This is a genomic window from Mesobacillus harenae (genome assembly GCF_013343715.1).
GTDB classification, from domain to species: Bacteria; Bacillota; Bacilli; order Bacillales; family Cytobacillaceae; genus Mesobacillus_A; species Mesobacillus_A harenae.
Genome location: NZ_JABUNR010000009.1, coordinates 103389 through 115965, shown reverse-complemented (window position 1 = coordinate 115965; position 12577 = coordinate 103389). Strand labels below are relative to the sequence as shown.

17 protein-coding genes are annotated in these 12577 nt (G+C 39.4%); 9 read left to right on the top strand and 8 right to left on the bottom strand.

The window, feature by feature from the left end:
- Window positions 1-21 precede the first annotated feature (21 nt).
- Genes HRJ06_RS12465 through HRJ06_RS12450 form a run of 4 tightly spaced genes read right to left on the bottom strand, consistent with a single transcriptional unit; the run spans window position 22 to window position 3371 of the window.
- The gene (locus HRJ06_RS12465) at window positions 22-795 is read right to left on the bottom strand and encodes a HipA family kinase (RefSeq protein ID WP_174733257.1); all 774 of its coding nucleotides are present in this window, start codon (window positions 793-795) and stop codon (window positions 22-24) included.
- Window positions 796-811: 16 nt separating this feature from the next.
- The gene (locus HRJ06_RS12460; protein ID WP_174733256.1) at window positions 812-1639 is read right to left on the bottom strand and encodes a HipA family kinase; all 828 of its coding nucleotides are present in this window, start codon (window positions 1637-1639) and stop codon (window positions 812-814) included.
- A 30-nt stretch (window positions 1640-1669) separates the two neighbouring features.
- Window positions 1670-2443: a GT-D fold domain-containing glycosyltransferase gene (locus HRJ06_RS12455; protein ID WP_174733255.1), complete on the bottom strand. Its 774-nt coding sequence runs from the start codon at window positions 2441-2443 to the stop codon at window positions 1670-1672.
- Complete coding sequence (locus HRJ06_RS12450) at window positions 2412-3371, bottom strand: NAD-dependent epimerase/dehydratase family protein (RefSeq protein ID WP_174733254.1); 960 nt, start codon at window positions 3369-3371, stop codon at window positions 2412-2414. Before HRJ06_RS12450 ends, HRJ06_RS12455 begins: the two co-directional genes overlap by 32 nt.
- An 801-nt stretch (window positions 3372-4172) precedes the next feature.
- On the opposite strand from HRJ06_RS12450, the gene HRJ06_RS12445 reads away from it, so the two are divergent.
- The 4 genes from HRJ06_RS12445 to HRJ06_RS12430 all read left to right on the top strand — a co-directional run bounded on the left by HRJ06_RS12445 (window position 4173) and on the right by HRJ06_RS12430 (window position 6636).
- Complete coding sequence (locus HRJ06_RS12445) at window positions 4173-4418, top strand: YuzB family protein (protein ID WP_174733253.1); 246 nt, start codon at window positions 4173-4175, stop codon at window positions 4416-4418.
- A gap of 313 nt (window positions 4419-4731) precedes the next feature.
- The gene (locus HRJ06_RS12440) at window positions 4732-5598 is read left to right on the top strand and encodes a pirin family protein (protein ID WP_174733252.1); all 867 of its coding nucleotides are present in this window, start codon (window positions 4732-4734) and stop codon (window positions 5596-5598) included.
- A gap of 33 nt (window positions 5599-5631) precedes the next feature.
- On the top strand, window positions 5632-6186 hold the full coding sequence (locus tag HRJ06_RS12435) for a nitroreductase family protein (RefSeq protein WP_174733251.1): 555 nt from the start codon (window positions 5632-5634) through the stop codon (window positions 6184-6186).
- 105 nt (window positions 6187-6291) lie between these two features.
- Window positions 6292-6636, top strand: a complete 345-nt coding sequence (locus HRJ06_RS12430; protein WP_174733250.1) for a hypothetical protein — start codon at window positions 6292-6294, stop codon at window positions 6634-6636.
- A 42-nt stretch (window positions 6637-6678) separates the two neighbouring features.
- Here the strand turns inward: HRJ06_RS12430 and HRJ06_RS12425 are convergent, their stop codons facing one another.
- Complete coding sequence (locus HRJ06_RS12425) at window positions 6679-7311, bottom strand: helix-turn-helix transcriptional regulator (protein ID WP_174733249.1); 633 nt, start codon at window positions 7309-7311, stop codon at window positions 6679-6681.
- A gap of 179 nt (window positions 7312-7490) precedes the next feature.
- On the opposite strand from HRJ06_RS12425, the gene HRJ06_RS12420 reads away from it, so the two are divergent.
- The gene (locus HRJ06_RS12420) at window positions 7491-8108 is read left to right on the top strand and encodes a superoxide dismutase (protein ID WP_197969946.1); all 618 of its coding nucleotides are present in this window, start codon (window positions 7491-7493) and stop codon (window positions 8106-8108) included.
- A 59-nt stretch (window positions 8109-8167) separates the two neighbouring features.
- Window positions 8168-8710, top strand: coding sequence for an NADPH-dependent FMN reductase (locus tag HRJ06_RS12415; protein WP_174733248.1), 543 nt, complete (start codon window positions 8168-8170; stop codon window positions 8708-8710).
- A gap of 298 nt (window positions 8711-9008) precedes the next feature.
- On the opposite strand, the gene HRJ06_RS12410 is transcribed toward HRJ06_RS12415, so the two are convergent.
- Window positions 9009-9440: a MarR family winged helix-turn-helix transcriptional regulator gene (locus tag HRJ06_RS12410; protein WP_174733247.1), complete on the bottom strand. Its 432-nt coding sequence runs from the start codon at window positions 9438-9440 to the stop codon at window positions 9009-9011.
- Window positions 9441-10041: 601 nt separating this feature from the next.
- On the opposite strand from HRJ06_RS12410, the gene HRJ06_RS12405 reads away from it, so the two are divergent.
- The 3 genes from HRJ06_RS12405 to HRJ06_RS12395 all read left to right on the top strand — a co-directional run bounded on the left by HRJ06_RS12405 (window position 10042) and on the right by HRJ06_RS12395 (window position 11731).
- Window positions 10042-10899 carry a cupin domain-containing protein gene (locus HRJ06_RS12405; protein WP_242035236.1) on the top strand — a complete coding sequence of 286 codons (858 nt, stop codon included), beginning with the start codon at window positions 10042-10044 and terminating at the stop codon, window positions 10897-10899.
- A gap of 157 nt (window positions 10900-11056) precedes the next feature.
- Window positions 11057-11326 (top strand): hypothetical protein, encoded by a 270-nt coding sequence (locus HRJ06_RS12400; RefSeq protein WP_174733246.1) that lies wholly within the window; start codon window positions 11057-11059, stop codon window positions 11324-11326.
- A 114-nt stretch (window positions 11327-11440) separates the two neighbouring features.
- Window positions 11441-11731, top strand: a complete 291-nt coding sequence (locus HRJ06_RS12395) for a hypothetical protein (RefSeq protein ID WP_174733245.1) — start codon at window positions 11441-11443, stop codon at window positions 11729-11731.
- Between the two features lie 318 nt (window positions 11732-12049).
- Here HRJ06_RS12395 and HRJ06_RS12390 read toward each other — a convergent pair whose 3' ends face one another.
- Window positions 12050-12223, bottom strand: a complete 174-nt coding sequence (locus HRJ06_RS12390) for a hypothetical protein (RefSeq protein ID WP_174733244.1) — start codon at window positions 12221-12223, stop codon at window positions 12050-12052.
- Complete coding sequence (locus tag HRJ06_RS12385; RefSeq protein ID WP_174733243.1) at window positions 12211-12471, bottom strand: alanine:cation symporter family protein; 261 nt, start codon at window positions 12469-12471, stop codon at window positions 12211-12213. The genes HRJ06_RS12390 and HRJ06_RS12385 overlap by 13 nt, the downstream gene beginning before the upstream one ends.
- Between the last annotated feature and the right edge of the window lie 106 nt (window positions 12472-12577).

Sequence of the window (12577 nt, the reverse complement as noted above, 5' to 3'; positions counted from 1 at the left end):
TTTGTGTGAGGGGGTATATAGCTATATCCCCCAATGGTTACTTAGCAGCTTTTTAATTGGCTCTTTCAAGTTGTTTTTTCGTTCAATTAAATAGGCTGCCAACCCGTCCAATTCTGTTGTATCACTTTCCCATTCAGGAGGGGTGGAGAGGACAATTCTTTCGATTTCATCATCAGGAAACTGCTCAATGGCGCTTATATAACGGTAAAATAGTTTCTTATCTGATAAAAAGGGTTGAAATTCTTTGTACAAATCTCCCCAAAATACATCCATATAATAGGCGGTTGCCTTTAACCTTTTGCTGCTTCTGATTGAACTGTGGAAACAGCCTGCATGGTCAATCATATAAAGTTTATTGTGTACTGCACCCTCATCAATAATCAAATTGAAATAATTGGAGCAGCGATCCCGATTGCGAACCCAGTGGTCAAAGACGATGACACCCGCCATTTGGTGAAGGTTTTGGCATTTAATGATTCGTTTCTCAGTTGTGGGGCGTACTGCATTTTTGTAGTAAAGGCAGCCAAAGTGGGGACCGGGCTCCATGTTGAACTTTTGGATTTCTGGTGTTCGATCGATTAAGTCTCTGGAAAGGTAAATCACTTTTCCTTCCGCAACTGGAAGACCAAGGTATTTGGCCAGGCCATTTGCAATATGTTCGTGAACAAGAATCATTTTTCCTACAGGATTGGACATGAGCTTGACGACATATAAATTTCCATCCTCACACTCAAACAAATGAGGCTTTGTTTCCCCACGCTTTAATGCTCCCATATATTTAACAGCTTTTATCATTGATTTCACCTCCAATCTAAGGGAACAGGTCCTTAAGAAAGTTCTTAAGGAAAGTTGAACTGCGGATTTTAAGTTTATCTTCCATTAGTTTCTCAGTGATTTCTCTTATAAATGATTTACGAGTAGTTAAATATTCATAGATGCCCTCAAGTTCATTGGGATCAGGCTCCCATTCGGTAGGGGTTGAAAAGACAATTTCTCTGATTTCTGAATCCGCTAGCTGTTCAATTTTCTTCACATACTTCATGAACGGCAGTTTATCCGTTAAAAATGGCCTAAATTGATCATAATTTTTGCCCCAGTGGATACGAATAGAATCGGCCCCGCTCCTAAGTTTTTTTCTGCTTCTTCTCGTACTGTAAAAGCAGCCCGCATGGTCGATCATATAAAGCTTATTTTCGTGTTCTCCTTCGTCAATGATTAAATTCCAAAGATTATTCGATCGGTCTCGATTGTGTACCCAATGATCAAATACCATCACACCGGCCATTTCTTGAAGGTTACTGCATTTTTTTATACGCTCTTTCTTGGTAGGCCGAGTTTTATTTTTATAAAAAATGGTTCCGAAATGGGGGCCTGGCTTGACCTGAAATTCATTTATCTCTGGTGTGTTTTCAATAATTTCTTTCGAGAAATAAATGATTTGACCTTTAGCAGCGGGAAGGCCAAGAAGCTGAGCGAGGCGGTTAGCGATGATTTCATGGACGAGGTGCTTGTCAGCATTGGGACTAATCGGATTTGACATAAATTTCACAACATACTGATTTCCATCATCACATTCAAACAGCTGTGGTCTGGTTTTTCCCTTGCTCATTGCTCCAATATATTTAATAGCTTTCAGCATATTTTCACCTCCAATATGGAATCTTTTTTATCACATTTCCATCAGCCGGTCGAGCCCTATGATGTCAGTCAGCCATTCGTCGGTTACAACTTCTCCTGTATACAGGCTGTTCATTCCAGAGCCAATATCAATTGCCACTTTGCCATGTTTTTCAGCAATATGGGTGGCTAATATTAAGGCATTTGTCCCAGCGGCAATAAGGCATAGGTCAAAATCGTAATTAGCAATTTCTTCTTTTACCCGTGGAATCTCTTCATATTCAAAGATACTGATGGTTCCTACAATGTCAAAATCCAATTTATCTTTTAAGGTGGTTTCCATTCCCTCCTTAGCTTTATCAGCGATAGAGCTGATCAGCAGGATTTTCTTGTCTTTCAGCATCTTTTCAAATTTCTCCTTTTGAGAGAACATGAGTACACGGCGGAGGTTAGCTTCAAAGATATACCTTGGCTTGATTTTATACGCCTCAAAAACCTTTTCAGTTAATTGGCCTCCATTCATCGTTTGGACGATCGTATTATAGCCAATGATATCTGCCTTCTGGACAGCTTCTACTACTTCATCGCGAGTTTGTATATTAGGAAATCGAATTCCCCTGTGCTCAAACCCACTTTTCATCCCTTGGTTAGCGATATAGGCTTCCGGATGATTCATAAATTCTTCTTCTGACATGACCGTATATTGTGCCATGACAAATGATTCAGTCGCACCAACAGAAATGACAGAAAGCGGTTTTTTATGTTTTAAAGCTCGTAAAATCTTATCCATCAGTTTACGGCTGTTGATCATTTTGGTTCTTGCCATCCTTATTCCCTCCTAATTCTAATTGATAGAATCTGAAAGTCTCCGCCAATCCTTGTTGCAAACTCCATGCGGGCTTCCAATTCAATTCGTGTATTGTTTCCTTGATATCAAGGCAGCTAAAACGGATGTCACCATCTTTGGCTGGAGCATATTCAGCTGGAAAGTTGTCAGGAGCCAGCTCGTTTAAAAATTCTGCAAGTTCCTTGATCGACGTTTTCTGATTCGTGCCGATATTAAGAACCTGGTTCGTTCCATTCTCTAGAGAAGCCACATTTGCTAGAGCCACATCTTTTACATAAATGAAATCTCTGGTCTGTCCGCCATCACCAAAAATAAAGGGTCTCTTTCCAGCAAGCAAGCTTTTGCAGAAGATAGAGACAACTCCGCCTTCACCTTGAGAGCTTTGCCTCGGACCATAAACATTTGCATACCTTAAAATAGTGTATGGAAGCTGGTGGAAATTGCAGTAAAGCTGAATATACAGTTCAGATGCAAATTTACTAGCTCCATAGAAGGACAGGGGCTCTACCTTGTAGTCTCTGGGGATACTAATGTCTCCAGTTTCGCCGTATACTGCACACGTAGAAGAAAAAATGATTTTCTTTATGCTGTATTTTTTTGCATAATCTAGTAGTCTCAGCGTGCCGATAATATTGATATTCGCATCGTTTAATGGTGAGTCTATTGAATTGGCTACACTGACTTGTGCTGCAGCATGGATTAAATAATCCGGCTTTTCTGTTCTTATGATATTCTCAGTTTCTGAAGAATTAATGTCTGCTTGGTGGAAGGTAACTTTTCCTGGAATGTTATTCAAGCTGCCTGAAGTTAAATTATCGATGACCACTACATCATATCCTTGTTCAAGAAGGAGTTCTGTAATGTGGGAACCGATAAATCCTGCACCGCCTGTGACTAAAACTTTCACTCTTTTGTTCCCCCCTTTGTAATAGGACTTGTACATAATATGTCTTAAATAACTTAAGGTCACGGCGTATATAAGAGAAGAGTAAAAGTTGACAAAGGAGCACAACTTGGAAAATGCATGTACCAAGTTAATGACTTTATACATGGCAGGTTGGAGCTTGTTACCTTCAAGGATGAATTGGGATATAAGCATGTCATAAATATCAAGCTTTTGGGGATGAACTAGATGTTGGATATTCAACATAACACCAACATTCATCTCTCGATTGGTTGTCAATTAGTTGATAGCCAAATCATATTCATTTTTTTATTAGATCTAGCACCAAACTTCTAAGATTGCATTTCTTCTGTGAATATGGTCTAATATAGACATGTTTTTATACTTTTTAGTATAAAAACTAAAATGGTTGCTATGACAACATATTTTAACAAAAGGAAGGCTTATGTTAAAAACTGTTCAGAAAAACAGGCTCAGAAGACCTATTAATTAACGGGGAACCGTTTGCAAGGATTTTAAGCATGATGAATGGAAGCTGCGTAGCTTTTCAGATTGATAGTAACAATGGGGTTTCCTAGACATTCAAAGGAGAGGCTGAGGTATTTTACTTGGAAGGAAAACAGAAACACCACGCGGGAATTAAATATGTAAATGGATTTTTTAGCGATATAGATATAATTGAACTTCTTGAAGATACCATGGAGAGATACTTTGCTTGAGGCTTCAATGCCTGATTAATTTTTGTTCATTTTTTACACCACTTAGTTTGGAAAGCAATAATACACAAGGATAGGAGGAAAGTACATGGGTATAGTTGTAGTGGAAATTTGTGATGGCAGTTTGATTACGGAAATTCAGCTGGAAGAGATTTTGGAATCAGAATACCCAGAAGTTGCTGTGATCGAAAGCAGCTGCCTTTCATTCTGTGGGATGTGTGCCAAAAGGCCGTATGCGATTGTGAATGGCAAGCGAATTTTTGCAAAAACAAACGAAGAATGCCTTGAGCTGATTAAACAGCAGGTTGAAGCTGAACTGGCTGTATTTGCTTAAATAAAGGTCGATGAGATGAACCCTATTGCGTATTTAAAGTTGGTTAATTTTCCCGAATAAAGCAGCCGTACTAAGGCTTTAAATATGAAAGGTACAATTCTTTATTTTGCATATTACTAACCATGTTGCTGTTACCAGTTGAACTGGATATGCTTTTTCAGATAAATGAAGTGCCGGAAGAAGAAGTTTGATTCGTTAATAAGCAAGAGACTATTTCAAGTCCTGCCCACTACGTCTAGTTCCTACTACAAGATGTGGCTTAATTTAGGCATAAAAGTAAATAAAAAGCATTAATAAAAAGGAGTGACGGTATATGAAGCAACAGTTTTTCGTAAGAAATGTTAAAGATCATTGGTATGTGAAATATGAGGAGGCCGGCTTCCCATCCATCCAAAAGGGGTGGATCCTCCCTGTTAATCGATGGAAGGATTTTGACCCGTTTATCTTAATGGCCGAGGATTGGTTCAAGCGCGGAACGTTTTCCGATCACCCGCACAGGGGCTTCCAAACGGTAACATATGTGGTGGATGGAAGGCTTGAGCACATTGACAATGCAGGGGGGAGAGACATTCTTGAACCTGGTGATATTCAGTATATGAATGCTGGATGGGCGGCAAGGCATGCAGAAGAGGGAGTTGATCAGGATATCGCTCACACACTGCAATTATGGCTGAACTTGCCGAAGCACCTGAAGAATACAGAAACGAAGTACCAGAATATTTATAGTGAGGATGCTCCTTCTGTTCAATTTGAAGGGGGATCTGTAAAAGTATTTTCTGGAGACGTCGCCGGTGTGAAAGGGCCGCTTGATTCCCTTGTCCCAATCACACTATCCGAAATCACCATGAATGAAGGTTCCAAATATATCCATAAACTTCCTGAAAACCACAATGCCTTCGTTTATGTGCTATCTGGAGATATGGATTTTGGGGCGGATAAGGTAAATTTGAAAAAACATGGGGTCGGCACGTTAACCTTTAATGATGGAGGGAATGAGAATATTACGAGTGAGCTTGTCATAAAGGCGAACAGCCGTCGATCAAAGGTACTAGTTTATTCTGGTGTTCCGATTAAGGAAGAGATTGTTCCCTACGGACCATTTGTGATGAATACAATGGGGGAAATACAGCAGGCCTACCGTGATTTCCAACTTGGAAAGTTTGGACCTCCGGCAGTATAACCCACTAATTTATATTCTTAGGAGGTGTTTTAGATGGATGTATTGACAGCTATTAAAACACGGCGAAGCTTTGGACTTGTGAAGGATGAATTGGTCCCTGAAGAGGTGATTGAGCAGATCTTGGAAGTTGGAACATGGGCGCCCAGTCACTTCCAAACAGAACCCTGGAGGTTTGCTGTTCTAACTGGGGATGGGAGGAAAAAGCTGGGGAATGTTCTGTACAGGATTGCTATAAAGAACGGTGAAAATGACCAGAAAAAGCTCGAAAAGATCCTCGAAAAACCATTCCGGGCTCCGGTAATTATTACTGTTGCTGTCGAACCAAGTACAAATCCTAAGGCGATTGAAATTGAAGAGTATGGTGCAGTATACGCTTGTATTCAAAATATGCTGCTGGCAGCTCACAGCATGGGGCTTGCATCGTTTTGGAGAACTGGAAAACCGATGTATGACCCGTTAATGAAGGAATTTTTCGGTATCTCTGAAAAAGGAGAAGTGCTAGGTTTCCTTTATATCGGCTACCCGAAAAGGGAGCTGCCCGATGGTAAGCGGAAACCGTTCGGGCCAGTAACGAAGTGGATTAAATAGTCTATCTTTGACGGCAATTCTATTAAACTTTTACGGGCGGTATTCCCATCTCAGCTTTTTTAAGCGATTCAACAGTGATATTAAACATAAAGGAGGAGCCGCCCGATGGTTGACGTGGTTATTCTGTCAGAAAACCAGCATGTTCAAAAAAGCTTAACCATTTTGCTTGAGACTGAAGAAAAAATCAGGATTTTCAGCAGGGACATGGATCATGATGGGGCACTAAAAGCGTTGGAACACCTCGACAGAATGGTAGTGCTTTTAGATACTGGGCTTGTAACAAGCGAGAAACTGCTGGACGAATTTTCGGACAAGCACAAGTTTATCCTCTACAGCCGCTCTAAGGAAGAGCAGGATATTAACAACTGGATCAGTAGATATAGGGTAAACTATTTTAACGTGTATACAAACCCAGAATGTATTATAGATTTAATTAAAAAGGACAGGTAGTTGACAAGCCCATAAAAAAGGGGAGCATACCCGGTATGCTCCTCATTTTATTTTAAATAAAAACTTGCAGTGGGTATCTCCATCGGTTTGGCAGAAGGTTCTATTGATTTGCTCGGTGCCAAGGATGTTTTTAAAAAGCTCCGTCTCACAATGACAGGCAACTTTGAAATCCTTAGCAACTGAGAAGATCGGGCAGTTATACTCCGTCAATTCGTAGGTGTTTTCATCCACCTGTGACAACTCTGCCATATAACCTTTTTCGTTCTGGATATTTGTCAGCTCGGAAAGCTTTTCAGCTTGGGTAGACTTTTTAGCCAACCTGGTGCTGTATTCATGAGTGAGGCGTTCTTCTCTGTTTTTAAATAGAACTTCCACCGACTTTTCTCCGTGGAGCTCCTTTATATCATGGAGAAATTCTACAGAGATTGCTTCATAATTTTTAGGGAAATGCTCTTGTGCTTTCCCCGCAAGCGAGTATCTTTGAAGAGGCCTTCCCATTGGCTGTTTGATGGACTTTGACAGAATTAGGCCATCTTTTTCAAGACGGATCAAGTGTTTCCTAACCGCCATATGGGTAATTTCGAGACGATCGGTTAAATCATTGACTGTCAGGGATCCTTCTTTTTTTAAAAGCTTCATAATCCGGTCTTTAGTGTTCTTTTGAAGTGCCTTCATATTAAAACCTCCAATCTGGTGGAGAAAATCTTAAAAATAATATATTAATTATACCATAAAGTATAAATTCTTAACATGGCAAGCAAATCATTTGATTTTAGAGAAAGGAACTTATATTATTTACTTATACTTATTATACCAAAAAGTATAAAAAGATAAAATTTTAGGGGGATTACATAATGACTTATTCACTTCCAACTTTAAAGTATGGTTTTAACGCACTAGAGCCACACATTGACCAAACAACAATGGAGATCCATCACGGCAAGCACCATCAAACATACGTAAACAACCTGAATGCAGCACTTGAAGGCAAGGCTGATCTTCAGGAAAAAACTCTTGAAGAACTGCTTGGAAACCTGGACGCTGTTCCTGAAGCAATCAGAACTGCTGTCAGAAATAATGGCGGCGGCCACTTAAATCACAGCTTGTTCTGGGAAGTCATCGCTCCTGGTAAAGAAAACAATGCGCCTGCAGGCAAACTAGAAGCAGCAATCAATGATGCATTTGGCAGCTTTGACAGCTTTAAAAAAGAATTCTCAGCAGCTGCAACCACTCGTTTTGGTTCTGGCTGGGCCTGGCTGATTGCAGGTGAAGACGGCAAGGTTGAAATTACAAGTACGCCAAACCAGGATAACCCAATCATGGAAGGCAAGACTGCCATCCTGGGACTGGATGTTTGGGAGCACGCTTACTACCTGAACTACCAAAACAGACGTCCTGATTATATTGCAAGCTTCTTCAATATCATTAACTGGGATTCTGTAGCAGAAAAATTCGAAAACGCACAAAAATAAATTGTTGTGAATGAATAAGGTGCCCTTTGTGGCACCTTATTTAATGAGGAGGAAGTAAAATGAAACTTGTAGGTGTTGCAGGATCGCTGCTTGGCGCCAAAACTGCCAATGCGGTCGAGGAAGTATTAAATGCGGCCAAATCTGTGGATCCGGAAATTGAGACAGAGCTGGTTGATTTACGTAATTACGAGGTGGAATTCGTAAAAGGGAAGCCATTAAGCGAGTACAATGAAGATACAGTAAAAGTGATCTCAACAATCTTGTCGGCAGATTTACTTTTATTTGGAACTCCTGTTTATCAGGCTTCAATTCCGGGCCCCCTAAAAAATCTTTTTGACCACATTCCGATGGGCTCGTTTAAATCAAAGGTAACAGGCATGATTACTACCGCTGGGAGTGAAAAACACTATCTTGTTCCTGAATATGCACTAAAGCCAATCCTTACCTATCTTAAAGGTACAGTGCCGCTTGGAAACGTCTTTATCCATAACTCCGATTTTGATGAGCAAAATGAAATCGCCACTCCAGTAGTTAAAACGCGGATCGGAAACCTTGCCGAGGAAATGATTTTACTGCAAAAAAGCCTTTCCAGCAGATACTAGGGTAGTGAGCTCGTTTTGTATAGAGAAGCACATAACTGGCACACGACGGAGTATGGATAAATAACCAGTAAAAAGACCAAATCAAATATGATTTGGTCTTAAAGTTTTATGTTTTGTATAAGTAAGGTGTTGGAAAAGTAGTGGGGCTTCCAGCTAGAGCTAACTAAGGTAAGCTTTAGATTTGGACACCTGAGGGAACTCCCGAGCTAAAGGTGAGTCGGACTCGCATTCGGACACCAAGGAAGCAAAACCCGCTCGAGCTGTCCGAATAGCTATTAGATCTAGAAAAAAGCGACTGTTACCTTTTTGTTAGATTATTTTTCATCTTGATTAGGATCCTTTTGACCTCAGCCATTTCTTTTTCCGAAATATCCTCCAGAATCAGGCTGTTAAATTCCTCGGATATAGGAATAATCTTATCACCCAGTGCTCTTCCTTCAACGGTAAGATATAAATGAAGCGCACGCCGGTCCTGCTCGTTTACAACTCTTCTAATAAAACCTTTTCTTTCAAGGCTGGAAACCATTCGTGCAATATTTGTTTTATCTTTCATAAGCTTTTCGGATAGTTCATTCTGGGTAATTCCATCCTTCTCAAAAAGGATCATCATTACTAGATTCTGCTCCGGAGCCAAATTGTACGGAGCAAGCTTGTTTTTTACATAATTGGTAAAAGTTAAATCAGTCTGATGAATAAATACACCAATATAGTCCGCCAGAGATAATTTCATTCATATCCCCCTATCATGCTAATGTTCGAATTATATTGAAAATATCCCAGATTTGTCAATTTGGAAAGATATACGCAAATCATAGGTGTATAAATGGATTGTTTGGTTTGTACCTGACTTACCGTTCATTCAATAGTGTTGCGCCAAAATTTCCGGGTGCATGATTCACAAACATTCATCGGTGAGAATATATACGATTTTTAATAGAAGACTTATCTAATAACGAACAGGGATGTTTAATTAACCATGGTTGGCGTCTGTCACTGGTAATTAATTGGATGGTGCCTGTCACCTGGAAGTGTAGAATCACACATAGGCAGGAAAAAGGGAGGCTATTATTTCTCAAAGAACCTGTTAACAAATTTTTTCGAATTATAAAAATGAAGGTCCCTCTTTAAACCAATTAATAGCAGATATGATAATAGGCTATGAGCTCTAGGGGTATTATTTTAACCAACCTAGGTGGTTTTCAAAAATCCGAAGTACATTCCCTGATACAAAGGCATATGATGTTTTTGTAAATTAGATGAGGGGAATGACCTAATTGAACGATTTTTCAACGATGTATCCATATCCTTATTATGCCAATGTTAGTACACCAATGTATCACCCAGGCTACATGGCCAATTACCGTCAAGAAAGCAATCCGGAAGTAACTGAAGCTGTCCTATCCGGAGTAAAAAGAGAAGCTTCTGCAATTGATCTTTATAATCGCTTAGCACGTTTAGCACCAAATCACCAGCATAAAAACGCCATACTTCAAGGCCTGGAAAATAAAAAAGTTCAGGTAAATCAATTGACGAACTTATATTCTTTACTTACAGGGCAACAGCCTGTATACCATATCAGTAAAACTCCTATCAACAGTTATAGAGGCGGCTTACAAAAAGCATATGAAGCTGAAATAGAGGGTTATCAAGAATACCAAAAGAGCTATTTGCTTACACAGCTTCCACAGGTTCGAAATGCTTTTTTGTGGGCTTTGACAGGCGAACAAGAAAATGCAGCACGTTTTAGTTATTTAAAAGAAGATTATTCGAGTCGAATAACAGATTATGGCGCTGAGCCATTTGTGGTTGATATTGAGAAGGTTACCACGCAAAACAATACGTTCCGAACAGCATTATGGACCGGGGATCATTTGCAATTGACCCTCATGAGTATCGGTGTTGGAGAAAGCATCGGTTTGGAAATCCACCCAGACCTGGATCAATTCTTGCGTATTGAAGAAGGAGAAGGACTTGTTCAAATGGGGGACAGCAAAGATCGATTAGATTTTCAGCAAAAAGCCTTTGCTGACTATGCAATTGTGATACCTGCTGGCAAGTGGCATAACTTAATCAATACCGGCAACAAGCCAATAAAGCTTTATTCAATCTATGCGCCTCCGCAGCACCCATATGGAACTATTCATGAAACGAAAGCAATTGCTATGGCGGCTGAAGAAAACCATCATTGATATAAGGTGCTGCCATTTAAGGCAGCATTTTTTGACCTTAAAAACAAGAAATTTTAACAACAATAAAGGAAATTATGTTAAATTATGTTAAAGAGGAGAAGAAAAACAGTATTTTCTTGCTTCAAAAAAATTATAAGACCGTAAAGAGGTTATTTTTATGTCGATTAGTTTCTCACAAACTGTCATTCTGCTTATTATTTTAATCGGGCCACTGCTTTATCCGTTACTCAGCAAGAAACGGACGTGGTTAACGACTATCACCATTGGATACGGCGCTTATATCCTGTGGGGAATCTATCTATACGTTACTTCGGATATAACCGACTTCGGTACAGGTTATGGATTATTCTGTGTTCCTTACATAATTGGACTATCAATACTAGGTGCTATCTTGGAACGAAACCAAATCAAAGCCCAAAAAGCTTGATAAACATGATGGGTATTTAGCCTGGCATCTGGCTGTGTCTCTAATAGAAAGATAGCAACACCACGTGAATTTAATAGCCGATTCCAGCAAGAGCCTTTTCTCATGGAGGATGGATTGGTAAAAGAATGGAGGGATTTAGTGACAAAAGATAAATTAATGGGATTAATTGCTCTAGGTTCTGTATTAAGTGCTGTTGGATTTATTTTACTATTTTTCAGTGTGAATTTCGGGACATCTCTTGCTGAGAGTTGGTTAGTCAAACAAGGTGGGGCAGATACTTCAATATACCTAAAAGTAATAGAAGGTTATACCAATAATTTCTTGTTTGCCGGTAGCATCCTTTTCGGGATTGGCCTATTTGCCCTTTTATTATCTTACTATAAGCTACTTTCTATCGAAGAGTAAAAGCATCCAATAGTGTGATTGGCTAGAGTAACTTTGCATAAAAGTAAATGTATCCTAGTAAATACAAAGAGAGGGTGCTTTTTTGAAAAGAAGTACCTCAGTAGATAATTTAATTAGTTATGATTAGCTAGATCAGCTAGTTCATAAATAAATGACCTTTACTAAAAGGTTGTTGTTTTTGCGTGAGATAGGAATTCAACGAGATCAGTATTAACATGAAAAGGCCGAAACGTTTACTGTTGGTAACGTTTCGGCCTTTTAATTTGTAGAGTTTTCAGTGATCGGCAACAGCCGGTTTTTTTTACTTGAACAGTCACTTTAGAATGATGTGGCTTTTCTTTCCTTTTTAAGGTCATGATTCTTAGTCACTTTATAGTGTTCCTTCCAAAAATCAGCCCCTTCAATGCCTAATTTCTGCTGTACATAGTCTTTTAAAGTACGTAGTGCCGGCTTGGTAAGAAGAAAAATAAAAGTAAGGTTTACCCATGCCATTGTTCCCATCCTAAATCACCCAATGCCCAAACAGCAGTTGCTGATCTAACACATCCATAAAACACAGCAACTAATAAGACCACCTTTAATAGGTGAATTGGCCAATTATACTTCATTTTCTGGTGTCCTGTAAGAAAAGCTAGATTTGTCTCTGCTTTATAATAATAGGACAAAAGAGTTGTGAAACAGAAAAAGTATAAGGAAATAGACAAAAACGAACATCCGATTTTATTAAAAAAAACGACCATCCAAATGTCTTCCAATTTGTCAGACTGTGTCGACTCACGAAGGTTTTTTGTAGTATGATAGAGATAGATAATAAAAGTTCAGTGTTGCTTCTTGGGGGTCAGCAAA